Source organism: Tsukamurella sp. II2bb, from assembly GCF_057815145.1.
In genome coordinates, this window is record NZ_JBYPZI010000005.1 from 24,036 (window position 1) to 39,233 (window position 15,198).

Genomic DNA, 15,198 nt, shown 5'->3' on the forward strand with positions numbered 1-15,198 from the left:
ATGGTGACGGGCGGTGCCGCGGGGATCGGTGCGGCCGTCGCGCGCCGTCTCGCCGCCGACGGTGCCGTGGTCACGATCGTCGATCGCGACGGCGCTGCCGCCGCGGCGCTCGCGGACGAGATCGGCGGGACCGCGCTGGAGCTGGACCTGACGGACACGGCTGCACTGGCGGACCTGCGGCTCGACATCGACGTGCTGGTCAACAACGCCGGGGTGCAGCACGTCGCGCCGATCGCCGACTTCGACCCGGCGTGGTTCCACCGCATCCTCACGCTCATGCTGGAGGCGCCCTTCCTGCTCACCCGCGCGGCGCTGCCGGCCATGTACGAGCGCGGCTTCGGCCGGATCGTGCACGTCTCGTCGGTGCACGGGCTGCGCGCCTCGAAGTACAAGGCGGCGTACGTGGCCGCGAAGCACGGCCTGGAGGGCCTGTCCAAGGTGACGGCGCTCGAGGGCGGCGAGCACGGCGTCACCAGCAACTGCGTGAACCCCGGGTACGTGCGCACCGCGCTGGTCACGAAGCAGATCGCCGAGCAGGCCGCCGCCCACGGCATCACCGAGCAGCAGGTCACCGACGAGGTCTTCCTCGCCCGTCCCGCGATCAAGCGGCTCATCGAGCCCGACGAGGTCGCGGGGCTGGTGGCGTGGCTGTGCAGTCCCGCCGCGGCGATGGTCACCGGCGCCTCGTACACGATGGACGGAGGCTGGACCGCCAACTGACGGCGCGCGCGAGCGCTCGCAAAAGCCATGCGCGCGACGCATGACCCGCGTTTCCGCAGATCAACGCCTGTTTTTGCGAGGGTCATGCGTGCCGCGCATGCCCTGCCCCTGCCCGACGGTGCCGCCCGCGGGCCGTGTGGTGGGGGAGAGCTGGCGTCTAGTGGGGGAGTCGGCGCCGCGCAGGGGACAGTCGACCCCTCATCGGGCGCACGGCGTCCGGTGGGGGAGCGAACGCCGGGGCCGCGGATCGGCGCCGGTCACCGTCGGGCTGGAGACCTGGGCCATGCGTGCGACGCATGGCCCTCCCGCGAAAATTGGCCGCTGAACTGCGGTGATGCAAGCCATGCGTGGCACGCATGGATTTCGCGATCACTCGTGCGGGCCGGCATGAGCGAACACGCCACGCTGGAAGGTCGTCGCTGGCAGTGTCCTGGGAGGTGTGCCGCTGAGTTGGTGTCGTCGTCGGACACCGGATACCGTACGAAGGGCCTGTGACCAGGTATTGCTGTTCTGTATCGAGGATTGTTAGTCAGTGGTGGATCAGACGATGAGCGAACGCGGCGTGGAGCCGACGGCCGGAGCCGAGCGCGCCGCGCCCGCCGCCCCCGAACCCGAGGCGGCGCCGAAGCGCAAGTCGGGCCACCTCTTCGAGCTCGACATCGTGCGGATCGTGACCTTCGCGGGCGTGATCTTCGACCACTGCGTCTCCGGCACGACGTTCCCGTTCAGCGTCGCCTCCAACGCGGTCCAGACGATCTTCCACTACACCCGCAATGCCTTCTTCGCGCTCACCGGCTTCGTGCTGGTCTACCAGTACCGCGACCGCAAGCTCGACCCGATCGACTTCTGGCGGCGCCGGTACAAGGCGGTGGGCCTGCCCTTCCTGGCCTGGACCGTCTTCTACTGGCTCTATCACATGTACGTGATGTGGCCGCCGGCGTTCTCGAACGTCACGCGCACCTTCGAGACCTGGGAGTCGACCAAGGCGGCGCTCAAGGTGCTGGGGTACGACCTGCTCACCGGCGACGCCTGGTACCACCTCTACTTCGTCTTCGTGACGATGCAGGTGTACCTGATCTTCCCGTTCCTGCTGAAGTTCCTCCGCGCCACGATGGGCTACCACCGGTACCTGCTGGCGGCGAGCTTCGTCTTCCACCTGATCCTGCTGCACTACATGACCACCGCACGCCCCGAGATGTTCAACTACGGGCTGCTCGCGAAGCTGTGGAACCACCTGCCGGCGACGATCTTCCCGTACCAGTTCTTCACGCTGCTGGGCTGCCTGGCGGCCATGCACCTGGACGCGGTGCGTACCTGGATGGCGCGCTTCCGCGGCCGGGTCGTCGCCGTCGCGATCGGCGTCGTCATGGTCACCCTCATCGTGTACGGCTACAAGACCAGCATGGAGGGGATGTTCCCGACGGACGCCGCGAACGTCTTCCACCCGTACGCCGCGGTGATGTTCGTGATGATCATCCTCGCGCTCTACGCCGCCGGCACCTACTGGTCCGACTACCGCACGCCCGGCTCCTTCTGGGACCGGTTCCTCAAGACCGCCTCGGACCGCTCCTTCGGCATCTTCCTCGTGCACGCCTTCGCGCTGCAGGAGCTGGCGCCCACCATCCAGCGCTTCCGGTTCGACGTCTACGCCCCGATCCTCACGGTCTGCACCTTCGTGGTCACCGCCTTCTTCACCGTGGCGATCAGCGAGGTACTGCGCCGCACGCCGGTGAGCCTGTGGGCCACGGGCCGCAAGATGATCCCGATGGCCCAGCAGAGCCTGCGCCTGTGCATCGGCATCGGCGTGGCGATGATCGCCGTCGGTGCGCTCTGCTACTGGCCGCTCGACGTCCCCGCCGGCGCCGTCTCGCTGACCCTCGGTGTGGTCCTCCTGATCTGGCAGGGCCTGGGGCGGACGGTCTTCGCCGGTCCGGCCGGCGCCCGCCCCGCGCCCGTCACCGCCTGACGGTGCCTCGCCGCGCGGCGGCCTCGAACAGCCAGGACATCACCAGCGCACCGGGATCCGGTACGCCGCGCACCGCGTCGCCGAGGTAGCTCGCCCGGCCGCGGGCGGCCGCGCTGTCCGCCGTCGCCGCGACGCCCTCGGCGGCCGCCGCGGCGGCGTCGGCGAGCGAGCCGCCCCCGTCGAGCACATCGGCGGCGGGGGAGAGCGCGTCCACGACGGTCTTGTCGCCCACCCGTGCGCCGCCCAGCTCGACCACCGCGTCGAGCCCGGCGCGCACGCCTGCGGTGAAGCCGGCAGCCGCGTCTCCCGGGCGCACGCCGGCAGTCGCGTCTCCCGGGTGCACTCCGGCACCGTCGGGCTGCAGGGCCCGGCCGAGCTCGGTGAAGAAGGTCCCGAAGACCGCGCCGGACGTGCCGCCCGCCCGCACCAGGTAGGAGGTGGCCAGCGCCCCGAGGACCTCGCCGTCGGTGCCGCGCAGCGGAAGCGGGAAGTGCCCGAGCGCCGCGGCCATGTTCGTGCCGAAATCGCCGTCGCCGGCCCGGCGGTCCAGCTCGGTCAGCTCGTCGACGGACCGCTGCACGCGGCCCACGAAGTCCGTCAGCCAGGCGTTCGGCTCGCCGCGGTCGGCACCGTCGTCCGGCCGGGCCTGCGCGAGCGGATCCAGGTGCGACGGTGCCGCGGCCGCGTGCGGCCACCCCGGCGCCGCGGTGGGCGCGTCCCAGAGTGCGAGGAGTTCGTCGTCGACGGGGACGACCGTGAGCGACGCGCCCGCCATGTCGAGCGCCGTGACGAACCGCCCCACCAGGGAGCGCGTGACCTCGATCCCGCGCTCGCCCAACTGCTTCACGGCCTCCGCGAAGAGCACGCCGGTCTCCAGATCGGTGACCGCGCCGAGGTTGTTCACCACCACCAGCGCCCGCCCGCCGGAGGCCAGGCCAGTGCCCGGCAGGATCCGGGCGAGGAGGTCGGTGACGATCTCCTCGGCGGCGGTCGCGGGCCGCTCCTCGCGGGCGTGCTCGCCGTGGATGCCCACGCCGAAGGCCATGTGCCCGGCGGTCAGGTCGAACGACGGTGCGCCCGAACCGGGGACGGTGCATGCCGAGAAGCACACGGCCATCGACCGCGCGCGGGCCGCGACGCGCCGCCCGACCGCGGCGACCTCGGCCAGCGGGCGTCCCTCGTCCGCGGCCGCGCCGCAGATCTTCTCGACCACGATCGTGGCCGCGGTGCCCCGGCGGCCCGGGCCGGAATCGCTGTCGGTGGCGACGTCGTCGTCGACCAGCACGACCTCGGTGGCGACGGCGGGAGCGTCCCCGTCCGGCGCCGCCACGAGGCGGCGGGCGACCGCGAAGTTCATGACATCGCCCGTGTAGTTCTTCACGATGTGCAGCACGCCGGCGCCCGTGTCCACGAAGCGGGTGGCGGCCGCCACCTGAACGGCGTTGGGGGAGGTGAAGATCAGCCCGGGACATGCGGCGTCGAGCAGGCCCGCCCCGACCATGCCCACGTGCAGCGGCTCGTGCCCGGAGCCGCCGCCGGAGACCAGCGCGACCCCGGAGCCGCGCGGCGTGCGGCGCGCGACGAAGCCGGCGTCGTGCCATGCCGCGTCGGGGTGGGCCGCGAGGACGCCCCGCAGGCCGTCGGTGAACAGTGAGCCTGCGGAGTTCTCGAAGCGCGCGCGTACCGTCACATCCCCACGTTAGCGAGGAATGTGCAGCTCCGCGTGGCCGTCGCGGACCACGGCGAAGGCCGAGGTCGGGAACTTGGCGAAGGTGAAGGTGGGGTCGAGGATCTGCGCAGCCTCGGGCAGGCCGGGATCGTGGCCGACGACCAGCACCGTCGCCGCCTCACCCCGCTCGGCGTCGACCAGTGCCAGGATCTCGGCGCCGCTCGCGCCGTACAGCTCCGGCAGGAATCGCACCGGCGCGTCGACGGCGGCCTGCGCCAGCGTCGCCCGGGCGCGCTCGGCGGTGGAGCACAGCACCAGGTCCACCGCGTGCCCGTACCGGCGCAGGGCCTTGCCCGCGAGCCCCGCCTGCCGGACCCCGCGCGGCGCGAGGGGCCGGTCGTGATCGCGCACCTTGTCGGGGTACGCGGACTTGCCGTGCCGCAGCAGGATCAGGGTGCCCATGGCGGGCATCCTACGGGGTGAACCACGCGCGCAGCCGCCCCGAACCGGGCGCGGCCGGACCGTCGTCGAGGTCCAGCAGGACGACGGTGCCGGGCGCGAAGCCAGGCAGCTCCGCTCCCGGGTCCAGCTCGGCGGCCGCGTCGGGCAGGCCCGGGAAATGCGCCACCACCAGCAGGACCGGCACGTCGCCGGGCACGCCGTTGATCTCGTCCAGGACTCGCCGGCCCGGGCACGAGTACAGCTCCTCGGTCGCGGTCATCGGGCAACGCAGGCCCGTCGCGTGGAAGGTCTCGACGGTGCGCCGGGCGGACGAGACCAGGGCGTGGTCGGGGGCGAGCCCCTGTTCGACGAGCCACTGCCCGGACCGGCGGGCCTGCTCCCTGCCGTTGTCCGTGATCGGGCGGGCCTCGTCGGGGATCGACATGCCCGCCTCGCCGTGTCGCATGAGTGCCAGCACCGTCATGCCCCGATCTTGCCCTGCCGGGAATGCGTACATTGGTGACATGGCTGGAAAAGAACTCGATCCCGCGCGCAAGCAGGCCGCGCTGGACGTCGTGAAGCAGCACCCCGGGCTGGTGGCGGCCATGGCGGCGCCCGCGGTGATCATCGTGGCGGCGGGCTGGATCCTCGGCGGGGCCGGCGTGGGCCTGCTGCTCCTGATCGCCTTCGGCGTGCTGGGCGCAGTCGGGCTGTCGCGCCTGCTCCGCGCGCGCTGAGCCGTGCGGGTCGACGCCTGGCTGTGGGCGGTGCGGCTGACCAAGACGCGGTCGGCCGCCGCCACCGCGTGCCGCGGCGGGCACGTGCGGATCAACGGCGCCACCGCCAAACCGGCCCAGCACATCGTGGTGGGTGACGAGGTCCGGCTGCGGCTCGCCGGCCGCGAGCGGATCGTCGAGGTGGCCTCGCTGATCGCCAAGCGGGTCGGCGCGCCCGTGGCCGCCACCTGCTACATCGACAACAGCCCGCCCCCGCCACCGCGGGAGATCCTGGCCTCGATGCCGCACCGCGACCGCGGCTCCGGCCGGCCCACCAAGCGCGAGCGCCGCGAGACCGACCGGCTACTCGGGCGGGAGTGAGGTGGAGTGATGATCCCTACACCGGTCCGGATCGCGCGGGCGGAGGACGCCGCGGCGGTCGCGGAGTTGGCCGCGCGCACCTTCCCGCTCGCCTGCCCGCCCTCGCTCCCGCGCGAGCACATCGAGGCCTTCATCGCCGCGCACCTCAGTGCGGCCGCGTTCGCCGGGCACATCGCCGAGCCCGGTCACCGGGTCCTGGTGGCCGACGGTGCTCCTCGCCCGGACGGCGCGGTGGCGCCGATCGGGTACGCCCTGGTGCTGCACGGTGATGTCGCCGAGGGGCCGGAGAGCCTGAGCGGAGCACCGTCGGCCTACCTGTCCAAGCTGTACGTGGATCCGGACCACCACGGCGCCGGGGTGGCGCGCGCCCTGCTCGACGCGGCGGTGCTCGAGGCGGCCTGCGAGCCGCTGTGGCTCGGCGTGAACGCCGACAACGCCCGCGCGAAGCGGTTCTACGCCAAGTCGGGGTTCGTCGCCGCGGGGACGCGCGAGTTCACGGTGGGCGGGACCACCTTCGTCGACGACGTGCTGGTGCTGGCCCCGCGGGCGGCGCGCGGCGCGTAGAGCCGGGTGGTCTCGTTGCGCCCGCGCAGTTCCAGCTCGTCGGTGAACCGCCAGTGTTGCGACTCGGCCTCGCGGGCGCCCATCACCGCGGGCTCGGAGGCGACGGGCAGGGAGGTGTCGCGCTTGGCCACCTCGGACAGGCGCGCGGACTCGTTGACCGGGTCGCCGATCACGGTGAACTCGTACCGCTCGATCGCGCCCACGTTCCCGGCGACGACCACCCCGTAGGAGACGCCGATACCGGCCGCGAGGTCCGGGACCGCGGACGGCAGGCGGTCGGCGATCTGCCGGGCGGCGCGCAGCGCCCCGCCCGCGGGGTCCGGGTGGGGGAGCGGGGCGCCGAAGACGGCGAGCACGGCGTCGCCCTCGAACTTGTTGACCAGGCCGTCGTTCTCCTCGACGGCGGTGACGATCACCTCGAAGAACCGGTTGAGCAGCGCGACGACCTCCGTCGCCCGGCGCTCCCGCGCCAACGTCGTGGACCCGACGATGTCGACGAACAGCACGCCCACCACCTGCTCGGAGCCGCCCAGCTGCACGCCCCAGCCGAGCGCCTGCTCGGCGACGTCGCGGCCCACGTGCCGGCCGAACAGGTCCCGCAGCCGCTCGCGTTCGACCAGGCCGCTGGTCATCTCGTTGAAGCCGGCCTGCAGCTCGCCCATGTCGGAACCGTCGAAGACCCGGATCGTGACGTCGTTCTCGCCGTCCCGGACGCGCCGCAGGGCGCGCTGGAGCACGCGCAACGGCCCGACGACGGTGTCGGCGCCCAGCAGAGTGAGCAGGGGCCCGGTGAGCAGCGCGATCGCGGCGATCGTGGTGACGCCGATGAAGACGTCCGTCGTGGACGTGTCGTCGCGGACGGTGGCGAAGCCGACCACGAAGAAGATCCCGATGATCGGCACGCCCGAGCCGACGGCCCAGGCCGTGATCGCCCGGACCCGCAACCGGCTGCGGCCACCGATCGGGTACCCGGACTCGATGGCCTGCGCCGCCGCGGGGCGCAGGGCGAACTCCGTGATCAGGTAGGAGATGGCGCACACCACGACTCCGCTGAGGCCGGTGACCAGGGCGACCTTCGGGATCAGCTCGGGGTCGACGATGCCGTAGCCCACCGTCACCATGATCGTGCCGCCGGCCCAGAGCAGCGCTTGGATCAGGGTGAGCCGCCACGGCGCGGTCATCGCCGCGCGGGCCTCCGCGGCGGTGGGCGCGTCGCCCCGGATCGACCAGCGCAGCGAGTGGACCAGCCGGACCGTGCCCAGCACGACCCCGATGAGGAAGGCGATCCCGATGTAGACCGGCATCACCAGGAAGGGCATCCACCAGGCGCTCCACGGGATCGCGGGCTTCGGGATGCCCACCAGCGCCAGGGCGATCGACAGGACGACGCCGACCACGTTGGCGCCGAGCACGCCGATGGTGAGCACCAGCTGGATCCGGATCCGAGTGGTGCGCGGGCTCTCGTCGGCGGAGCCGAGCAGGATCGACCCGTAGTCGGCGCGCAGGCGAGGGACCTTCATCCGGCTCCCTCGCCGTGCGTGCGTACCCGTGCGTCGTCGGTCATGCCCCTGACGGTAGCTACTGGACCGCGCCGGACGCGAGTAGTTCGTCCAGCTTGGCGTAACCGTCGACGATGCCCTTCTCCATTCCGCTGGCGAGCATGCCGTCGCGCGAGGCGAAGCTGTCCAGCAGCGACGTGGCGTGCAGGCGGGTGCGGCCGTCGCCGAGGTCCTCGAAGGTCATCGTCTCCAGCGAGACCGACTGGGGCCACTCGTCGAAGGTGAAGGTCTGCACGATCCGGTCGGGCGTCACGTCGTGGAAGCTGCCGTGGAACGAGTAGCGCTCGTCGCCGCGCACGTTCACGTACGCCCAGCTGCCTCCGGTACGTGCGTCCCAGTGCACGATCTCGGTGGCGATGTCCGACGGTCCCACCCAGCGCGCGTAGATCTCGGGGTCGGTGTGGGCGCGGTGCAACTGTGCGGGGGTGGCGCGGAAGTCGCGGGTGATGGTGATGCTGGGGACCTCGGTGGAGGCCTCGATGCGGGCCTCTGCGTTGACGATGGTCATGACGGTGCTCCTTCGGTATCTGCTGGGGTGTCGTTCATCTCGGTGTCGTTCATCTCGGCGAGGACCGCGTCGAGGCGCTGGAAGCGCTGTTCGGCGCGGCGCCGGTACCGCTCGATCCACCCGTTCATGCGGTCGAAGACCTCGGTTTCGAGGTGGGCGGGCCGGGACTGGGCGCGGCGGGTCCTGCTGATCAGGCCGGCGGTCTCGAGCACCGCCAGGTGCTTCGAGACGGCCTGGATGCTCACGTCGTAGTGCTCCGCGATCTCCGTGAGTGTGGCGTCCCCGTCGGACAGGCGGGCGACGATGTCGCGGCGCGTGGGGTCCGCCAGTGCGGCGAACGCCTTGGACAGGTCGTCGATGTCGTTGTTCGTGTGGCCCTCCCTTCGTATTCAACCGGCGTGTTGAATACGACGATACGCCCTCGGAGCGGCTAGTTCAACCCCTTGGTTGAATAAGTTCGACGGTGCGGTCGGGCCCCGGCGAGCGCGTCGCGGTGCTAAGAACGAGGAATGGATGCGGCCGCCCGTCCCGAGCCCGTGACCGCCGTGCGGCGCGTGCTCCTCGTACTGCTCGCCGTGGTGGTCCTCGCCGCGCCGCTGCCGGTGCGGGCCGAGCCGGTGCCCCCGGCCGGCGGCGTGCTGCGGGTGGGCACCGAGGGCGTGTACCAGGTGTACAGCTACCACGACGATTCGGGGAGGCTCACCGGCTACGACGTGGAGATGATCACCGCGATCGCCGCGAAAATAGGGCGGCGCGTCGAATTCGTCGAGACGCCGTGGGACTCGATGATGGCGGGGCTGGAGGCGGGCCGGTTCGACCTCGTCGCCAACCAGGTGACGGCCAGCCCGGAGCGGGCGGCGAAGTACGACCTCTCGGATCCGTACCTGCAGACCGGTGGCTCGATCCTGGTGCGCAAGGGCGATACCTCGGTGCACTCGCTCGCCGACATCCGCGGGAAGACGGCGGCGCAGAGCATCACCAGCAGCTGGTCCGGCGTCGCGGAGAAGGCGGGCGCGCGGATCGAGGCGGTGAACAGCTTCACCGACGCGGTCAACGTGCTGGCGCAGGGCCGGGTCGACGTGGTGGTCAACGACACCGGCGTCGTCCGCAACTACCTGAAGGTGAACCCCGCTGCGCCCGTGACGATCGCCGCGGAGACTCCCGACAGGTCCGAGTCGGTGTTCGCGGCCCGCAAGAACTCCGGGCTGATGCCCGAGATCAACCGCGGCCTGGCGGAGATCCGCGCCGACGGCACGGCGCAGCGCATCTCGGATCAGTTCTTCGGCGCGGCGGCCCAGGCGGACCGGCACGGCGCGAGCACCTGGGACATGGTGCGCCGCAACCTGGTTCCGATGCTCAGGGCCACCGTCACCGCGACGATCCCGCTCACGGCGATCAGCTTCGTGATCGGCCTGGCGATCGCGCTCGGCGTGGCGCTCGCGCGGATGTCGAAGCGGCGCGCGGTGAGCGGGCTCGCCCGCGCCTACATCTCGATCATCCGCGGCACGCCGCTCCTCGTGCAGCTCGTGATCATCTTCTACGGTCTCCCGCTCGCGGGCGTGGTCTTCGATCCCTTTCTCGCGGCGGTGATCGCCTTCTCGCTCAACGTCGGCGGGTACGCGGCCGAGATCATCCGTGCCGCGATCGGCGCCGTGCCGCGCGGGCAGTGGGAGGCCGCCACCACGATCGGCATGGACTACCGCACCACGCTGCGTCGGATCATCCTGCCGCAGGCGGCCCGCACCGCCACGCCGCCGCTCGCGAACACCCTGGTCTCGCTGGTCAAGGACACGTCCCTGGCATCGGCGATCCTGGTCACCGAGCTCTTCCGGCAGGCACAGATCGCCGCGGCCCCCACCTACGACTTCTTCGTCATGTACGTCGTGGCGGCCTGCTACTACTGGGTGATCTGCCAGGCGCTCAGCCTCGTGCAGTCCCGCCTCGAGGATCGATTCGAAAGGTACGCGGCGCGATGACCGACCTGATCTCGGTGCACGGCCTCACCAAGTCCTTCGGCGGCGTGGAGGTCCTGCGCGGCATCGACTTCGCCGTGCCGGAGGGCTCGGTCACCGTCGTCATCGGACCGTCCGGGTCGGGGAAGACGACGGTGCTCCGCTCGCTCAACGCGCTCGAACTCCCGGACGGCGGCACCGTCACCGTCGGCGACGCGACCGTGGACTTCGCCGCCGGCGAGCCCGGGAAGGCACAGCTGGCGCGGTACCGGGCGCAGAGCGCGATGGTCTTCCAGTCGCACAACCTCTTCCCGCACTTCACGGCCCTGCGGAACGTGACCGAGGGGCCGATCGTCGTGCAGCGGCGCCCCGCCGCCGAGGTGGAGGCCCAGGCGCGGGACCTGCTCGCCCGCGTCGGCCTGGCCGAGCACGCCGACAAGTATCCGCACCAGCTCTCCGGCGGGCAGCAGCAGCGCGTCGGCATCGCGCGGGCGCTCGCCCTGCGGCCGCGGGTCGTGCTGTTCGACGAGCCGACCTCCGCCCTCGATCCGGAACTCGTCGGCGACGTCCTGACCGTGATGCGCGACCTCGCCGAGGAGGGCCGGACGATGGTCGTCGTGACCCACGAGATGACCTTCGCCCGCGAGGTCGCCGACCAGGTGCTGTTCGTCGACCGCGGGGCCGTGCTCGAGGCGGGCAGTCCCGCCGAGGTGATCGGGAACCCGCAGCATGCGCGGACCCGCGAGTTCCTCGACCGCCTCCTGCGCCCGCTGTAGCGCCGCCTGTGCCGAGTTCAGTCGTCGGCGGCGTTGATCGCGGACCCGAGGCCGTAGCCGAGCGCGCCCGCCCGCAGCCGCTGGTCGAAGGTGGCGACGGTGACGGCGACGGTGCCGTTCTCCGTCGCATCGAGGGCGGTGAGAAGCACCGCGGCGTCGGGGAGCTTCACCCCGGCGTCGTGCCGGATCTGCGCCAGCCGCGGCGCGAACGACGGCGGGAAGTCCACCCGCGTGACCCCGAGCCCCGACAGATCTTCTGCAGCATTGTCGATCTCGCCGCTCGGAGCGCCGCCGACCATGTATTCGGCCGCGGTCAACTCGTTCGTGACGAGTTCGTCGCCGCGCTGAATCGCCATCCTCACCGCGGAGACGGCTCGGTCATGGAAGACGTCCTCGTTCGTGAAGAACGCGATGAGGACACTGGCGTCGAGGACCGTCACTCCCGCCATTCGGACCTCAGATCCTCGAGGTAGCCGTCCGGGAACCATCCGGTGCGGCTGCCCGCGAGGCGCCGCGCCGCGGCGAGGCGTTGCTCGATCTCGCTCTCCTCGGACGGCTCGACGATCGCCTCCGCCCCCGCTTCGATCAGCTGCCTGAGCAGGCGCGACGGGCTGTCGCTCAGGGCGGGCCATCGCCGCCGCGCCAGCTCCAGGGCGCGCGTGATCTCCGGGGTCTCGGTGATCGCGTGCCGCGGCCGGGTCGTGGGCATACCCGAGTGTAACACCGGCCGACGAAGGTGTTACACCTGTTTGCCGCCGCGGAGGACCCGCAGCAGGTCGAGGTCCGCGGACAGCTCCAGCACGTCGGCGCGCAGCCCGGCGGAGAGCTCGCCGCGGTCCCTGAGCCCGAGCAACCGGGCCGGGGTGGTCGCCCCGGCGCGGGCCGCGTCGGCGAGCGGCACGCCCGAGTGCCGGACGGCGCGCACCACCACGTCGAGCACTGACGAGGTGCCGCCCGCGATGGCGCCGGGGGCACCGTCGGGCGTGGTCAGGCGCGCGACGCCGCCCCCGACGGTGACCTCCAGCGGCCCGAGCGAGTACTGGCCGTCGGGCATCCCGGCGGCCTGCATGGCGTCGGAGATCAGGGCGATGTGGTCCGGGCCGACGGTGGCGAAGACCATCGCCACGGTGCCCGCCGCGAGGTGCACCCCGTCGCCGATGATCTCGGCGACGGCGCGGCCCTCGCCCGCGACCGTCAGCGCCGCGCCGACGGCACCGGGGTGCCGATGGTGCATCGGGTGCATGCCGTTGAACAGGTGGGTGATGCTCACCGGGCCGTCGGGTGTGCCGAGCGCGGCGGCGACGGTGTCGTAGTCGCCCGCGGTGTGCCCGACGGAGACCACGGCGCCGGCCTCGGACAGCTGCCGCGCCAACTCCGCGAAGTGCGGGGTCTCGGCGGCGACGGTCATCGAGGAGATCCGGCCGCCCGCGGCGTCGAGCAGCGTCGCCAGCAGCGCCGGGTCGCCGTCGATGATGTACCGCGGGTCCTGCGCGCCGCACACCTCCTGCGCCAGGAACGGCCCCTCCAGGTGCAGGCCGGCGACGGTGCCGTCGTCGACCAGCGGCGAGAGGGTCGCGATGCGCTCGAGCAGCTTCTCCGGCGCGGCGGAGACGAGCGAGGCGAGCAGCGTCGTCGTGCCCCGGCCGAGGTGGTGCGCGGCGGCGGCGCGGGCACCGTCGGCGTCCGAGTCCGGGAAGCCGAAGCCCCCGCCCCCGTGGCAGTGCACGTCGATCATGCCGGGCAGGTACACGCGGTCCGACGGTGCCGGCAGCGTCGCGGGGGGCAGCGCCGAGGCCGGTCCGACCGCGGAGATCAGGCCGTCGGCGAGGACGACGACACCGTCGTCGATCGCCCCGGAGGGCGTGACGACGGTGCCGCGGAGGTACTCGGTCAAGCCGTGGCCTCCGCTTCCAGGTCCTCGTCCTCGCGGCCGGGTGTCTTGAGATTCCACTTCTTGATGATGAACGAGAAGGAGAAGTAGTAGATCACCGAGTACACGAGACCCATCGGGATGAGCCACAGCGGGTTGGTCGCCTTGCCGAAGTTCAGCACGTAGTCGATGAACCCGGCGGAGAACGTGAAGCCGTGGTGGATGTCCAGCGCGTTCGCGATGAGCAGCGAGCTTCCGGTGAGGAGCGCGTGCACGATCAGCAGCGGCCAGGCGACGAAGATGAAGGCGAACTCGAGCGGCTCGGTGATGCCGGTGAGGAAGCTGGTGAGCGCCACCGAGAGCATGATGCCGCCGACCACCTTGCGGTTCTCCGGCTTGCTGCACCGGTAGATCGCGAGCGCCGCGGCGGGCAGGCCGAACATCATGATGGGGAAGAAGCCGGTCATGAACGTGCCGGCGGTGGGGTCGCCCTGCAGGAACCGGGCGATGTCGCCGTGCACCATCGGGCCGTTCGCGGGCTGGTAGTCGCCCAGGATGAACCAGACCACCGAGTTGATGATGTGGTGCAGGCCCAGCGGCAGGAGCAGCCGGTTGGCCGCGCCGAAGACGCCGCCGCCGATCACCGCGTTCTCCGCGACCCAGTTGCCGAGCCCGGTGAGCGCCCAGTTGAAGGCGGGGTAGATGAAGGACATGATCACGCCCACGACGATGGCGCCGCACGCGGTGAGGATCGGCACCAGGCGGCGGCCCGAGAAGAAGCCGACGTAGTCCGGCAGCTTCGTCTTGTAGAAGCGCTGCCACAGCATCGCCGACATGATGCCGATGACGATGCCGCCCAGCACGCCGTAGTTGACCACCGCGGGGTCGCCGGCCTTGTCGACCTTGCCCGCGAGCACGACCGGCGACATGGCCTTCTCCACGGCCTGGAAGGACAGGTATCCGACGAGCGCGGCGAGCGCCGTGGAACCGTCGGCCTTCTTCGCCCAGCCGATCGCGATGCCGACCGCGAAGAGGATCGCCAGGTTGCTGATCAGCGCGTTTCCGGCGCCGCCGATCACGGCGGCCACCGTCTTCATGGACGAGAAGCGTCCGAGCAGGTCGTCCTGGCCGAGGCGCAGCAGCAGGCCCGCCGCGGGTAGCACCGCGATGGGCAGCATCAGGCTGCGACCGAGTTTCTGGAGACCGCTCAGATCGAGCCGTCGTGCTGATATACCGGATCCGGATGAGGAACTCATTTTTCGCTCCTGTCGAGGGACGAGTCCACTAGGGTGACGACAGGTTATAACCAGTTCGGTCCGGCGCGTGCCGGTTTCCCCGAACCTCTCCGAAAGGCGGCAGGTATGTCGAAGGCGCAGGACATCGTGAACGGGCTCGGTGGGGCCGACAACATCGAGGAGGTGGAGGGTTGCATCACGCGGCTGCGCTGCGAGGTCAAGGACACCGGCCTCGTCGATCAGGCGGCGCTGAAGAAGCTCTCGCACGGCGTGATGGTGGCCGGATCCGCGGTCCAGGTCGTGGTCGGTCCCACCGCCGACGCGCTGGCCGAGGAAGTGCAGGACCTCCTGTGACGGACGTCCTGGCGCCGGTGGCCGGCCGGCTCGTCCCGCTGTCGGCGGTGCCCGATCAGGTCTTCGCGGGCCAGATGGTGGGCTCGGGGGTGGCCATCGAGCCGGCCGTCCCCGCCGACGGTGCCGACGCCATCGTGGTCTCGCCGGTCGCCGGCACGGTGATCAAGCTGCACCCGCACGCCGCGATCGTGCTGGGCGACGGTGGCGTGGGCGTCCTGGTGCACGTCGGGATCGACACGGTGAATCTGGGTGGCGAGGGGTTCACGCTGCTCGCCGCGGAGAAGTCGAAGGTCGCCGCGGGCGATCCGCTGATCTCGTTCTCCCCGTCCGGCATTCGCGACCGAGGGCTCAGCGCGATCTGTCCCGTCGTCGTGATGGACTCGGCGCCGGGATCGGTCGCCGATCCGCAGGAGCGGGACGTGGCCGCGGGCGAGGTCGTCTTCGCGGTCTGAACGAGCGGGAGGTCCGGCCGTGTTCATCTGGTCAC

The 15,198-nt window shown here is 71.5% G+C and carries 18 protein-coding genes and 1 pseudogene; 9 read left to right on the forward strand and 10 right to left on the reverse strand.

The window, feature by feature from the left end; all coding sequences use genetic code 11:
* Both AC21LY_RS12475 and AC21LY_RS12480 read left to right on the forward strand, forming a co-directional pair.
* Positions 1–720, forward strand: a complete 720-nt coding sequence (locus AC21LY_RS12475) for an SDR family oxidoreductase (RefSeq protein ID WP_489047145.1) — start codon at positions 1–3, stop codon at positions 718–720.
* 547 nt (positions 721–1,267) lie between these two features.
* Entirely contained in the window at positions 1,268–2,686 is a 1,419-nt protein-coding gene (locus tag AC21LY_RS12480) for an acyltransferase (RefSeq protein WP_489046803.1), read from the forward strand.
* On the opposite strand, the gene AC21LY_RS12485 is transcribed toward AC21LY_RS12480, so the two are convergent.
* Genes AC21LY_RS12485 through AC21LY_RS12495 form a run of 3 tightly spaced genes read right to left on the reverse strand, consistent with a single transcriptional unit; the run spans position 2,676 to position 5,280 of the window.
* On the reverse strand, positions 2,676–4,376 hold the full coding sequence (locus AC21LY_RS12485) for a dihydroxyacetone kinase family protein (RefSeq protein WP_489046804.1): 1,701 nt from the start codon (positions 4,374–4,376) through the stop codon (positions 2,676–2,678). The two genes, AC21LY_RS12480 and AC21LY_RS12485, sit on opposite strands and share 11 nt — an antisense overlap.
* A 9-nt stretch (positions 4,377–4,385) precedes the next feature.
* Positions 4,386–4,817: a SixA phosphatase family protein gene (locus AC21LY_RS12490; protein ID WP_489046805.1), complete on the reverse strand. Its 432-nt coding sequence runs from the start codon at positions 4,815–4,817 to the stop codon at positions 4,386–4,388.
* A 10-nt stretch (positions 4,818–4,827) separates the two neighbouring features.
* Positions 4,828–5,280 carry a SixA phosphatase family protein gene (locus tag AC21LY_RS12495; RefSeq protein ID WP_489046806.1) on the reverse strand — a complete coding sequence of 151 codons (453 nt, stop codon included), beginning with the start codon at positions 5,278–5,280 and terminating at the stop codon, positions 4,828–4,830.
* Positions 5,281–5,320: 40 nt separating this feature from the next.
* Here AC21LY_RS12495 and AC21LY_RS12500 point away from each other — a divergent pair, with 40 nt between their 5' ends.
* The 3 genes and pseudogenes from AC21LY_RS12500 to AC21LY_RS12510 all read left to right on the forward strand — a co-directional run bounded on the left by AC21LY_RS12500 (position 5,321) and on the right by AC21LY_RS12510 (position 6,457).
* Entirely contained in the window at positions 5,321–5,533 is a 213-nt protein-coding gene (locus AC21LY_RS12500; protein ID WP_489046807.1) for a hypothetical protein, read from the forward strand.
* Positions 5,534–5,536: 3 nt separating this feature from the next.
* Positions 5,537–5,878, forward strand: a pseudogene (locus AC21LY_RS12505) (RNA-binding S4 domain-containing protein); the annotation flags it as partial.
* A gap of 24 nt (positions 5,879–5,902) precedes the next feature.
* A complete protein-coding gene (locus AC21LY_RS12510; protein WP_489046808.1) occupies positions 5,903–6,457 on the forward strand; it encodes a GNAT family N-acetyltransferase in 555 nt (184 codons plus the stop codon).
* On the opposite strand, the gene AC21LY_RS12515 is transcribed toward AC21LY_RS12510, so the two are convergent.
* From AC21LY_RS12515 to AC21LY_RS12525, 3 genes are read right to left on the reverse strand one after another with little or no spacing between them, the layout of a single operon-like run.
* Entirely contained in the window at positions 6,346–7,977 is a 1,632-nt protein-coding gene (locus tag AC21LY_RS12515; RefSeq protein ID WP_489046809.1) for an adenylate/guanylate cyclase domain-containing protein, read from the reverse strand. The two genes, AC21LY_RS12510 and AC21LY_RS12515, sit on opposite strands and share 112 nt — an antisense overlap.
* A gap of 58 nt (positions 7,978–8,035) precedes the next feature.
* Complete coding sequence (locus tag AC21LY_RS12520) at positions 8,036–8,524, reverse strand: SRPBCC family protein (protein ID WP_489046810.1); 489 nt, start codon at positions 8,522–8,524, stop codon at positions 8,036–8,038.
* Complete coding sequence (locus AC21LY_RS12525) at positions 8,521–8,883, reverse strand: ArsR/SmtB family transcription factor (RefSeq protein WP_489047146.1); 363 nt, start codon at positions 8,881–8,883, stop codon at positions 8,521–8,523. The genes AC21LY_RS12520 and AC21LY_RS12525 overlap by 4 nt, the downstream gene beginning before the upstream one ends.
* Before the next feature lie 150 nt (positions 8,884–9,033).
* On the opposite strand from AC21LY_RS12525, the gene AC21LY_RS12530 reads away from it, so the two are divergent.
* Both AC21LY_RS12530 and AC21LY_RS12535 read left to right on the forward strand, forming a co-directional pair.
* On the forward strand, positions 9,034–10,500 hold the full coding sequence (locus tag AC21LY_RS12530; protein WP_489046811.1) for an ABC transporter substrate-binding protein/permease: 1,467 nt from the start codon (positions 9,034–9,036) through the stop codon (positions 10,498–10,500).
* The gene (locus AC21LY_RS12535; protein ID WP_489046812.1) at positions 10,497–11,252 is read left to right on the forward strand and encodes an amino acid ABC transporter ATP-binding protein; all 756 of its coding nucleotides are present in this window, start codon (positions 10,497–10,499) and stop codon (positions 11,250–11,252) included. The genes AC21LY_RS12530 and AC21LY_RS12535 overlap by 4 nt, the downstream gene beginning before the upstream one ends.
* A gap of 17 nt (positions 11,253–11,269) precedes the next feature.
* Here the strand turns inward: AC21LY_RS12535 and AC21LY_RS12540 are convergent, their stop codons facing one another.
* The 4 genes from AC21LY_RS12540 to AC21LY_RS12555 are packed head-to-tail and all read right to left on the reverse strand — an operon-like array spanning position 11,270 to position 14,378.
* Positions 11,270–11,701, reverse strand: a complete 432-nt coding sequence (locus AC21LY_RS12540) for a type II toxin-antitoxin system VapC family toxin (protein ID WP_489046813.1) — start codon at positions 11,699–11,701, stop codon at positions 11,270–11,272.
* Entirely contained in the window at positions 11,689–11,961 is a 273-nt protein-coding gene (locus AC21LY_RS12545) for a hypothetical protein (RefSeq protein ID WP_489046814.1), read from the reverse strand. Before AC21LY_RS12545 ends, AC21LY_RS12540 begins: the two co-directional genes overlap by 13 nt.
* 30 nt (positions 11,962–11,991) lie before the next feature.
* Positions 11,992–13,146, reverse strand: a complete 1,155-nt coding sequence (gene nagA, locus AC21LY_RS12550) for an N-acetylglucosamine-6-phosphate deacetylase (RefSeq protein WP_489046815.1) — start codon at positions 13,144–13,146, stop codon at positions 11,992–11,994.
* Positions 13,143–14,378 carry a PTS transporter subunit EIIC gene (locus tag AC21LY_RS12555; RefSeq protein ID WP_489046816.1) on the reverse strand — a complete coding sequence of 412 codons (1,236 nt, stop codon included), beginning with the start codon at positions 14,376–14,378 and terminating at the stop codon, positions 13,143–13,145. Before AC21LY_RS12555 ends, nagA begins: the two co-directional genes overlap by 4 nt.
* 105 nt (positions 14,379–14,483) lie before the next feature.
* Here AC21LY_RS12555 and AC21LY_RS12560 point away from each other — a divergent pair, with 105 nt between their 5' ends.
* A complete protein-coding gene (locus AC21LY_RS12560) occupies positions 14,484–14,711 on the forward strand; it encodes a PTS sugar transporter subunit IIB (RefSeq protein ID WP_068524062.1) in 228 nt (75 codons plus the stop codon).
* Positions 14,708–15,163, forward strand: coding sequence for a PTS sugar transporter subunit IIA (locus tag AC21LY_RS12565; protein WP_489046817.1), 456 nt, complete (start codon positions 14,708–14,710; stop codon positions 15,161–15,163). Before AC21LY_RS12560 ends, AC21LY_RS12565 begins: the two co-directional genes overlap by 4 nt.
* Positions 15,164–15,198: the final 35 nt, after the last annotated feature.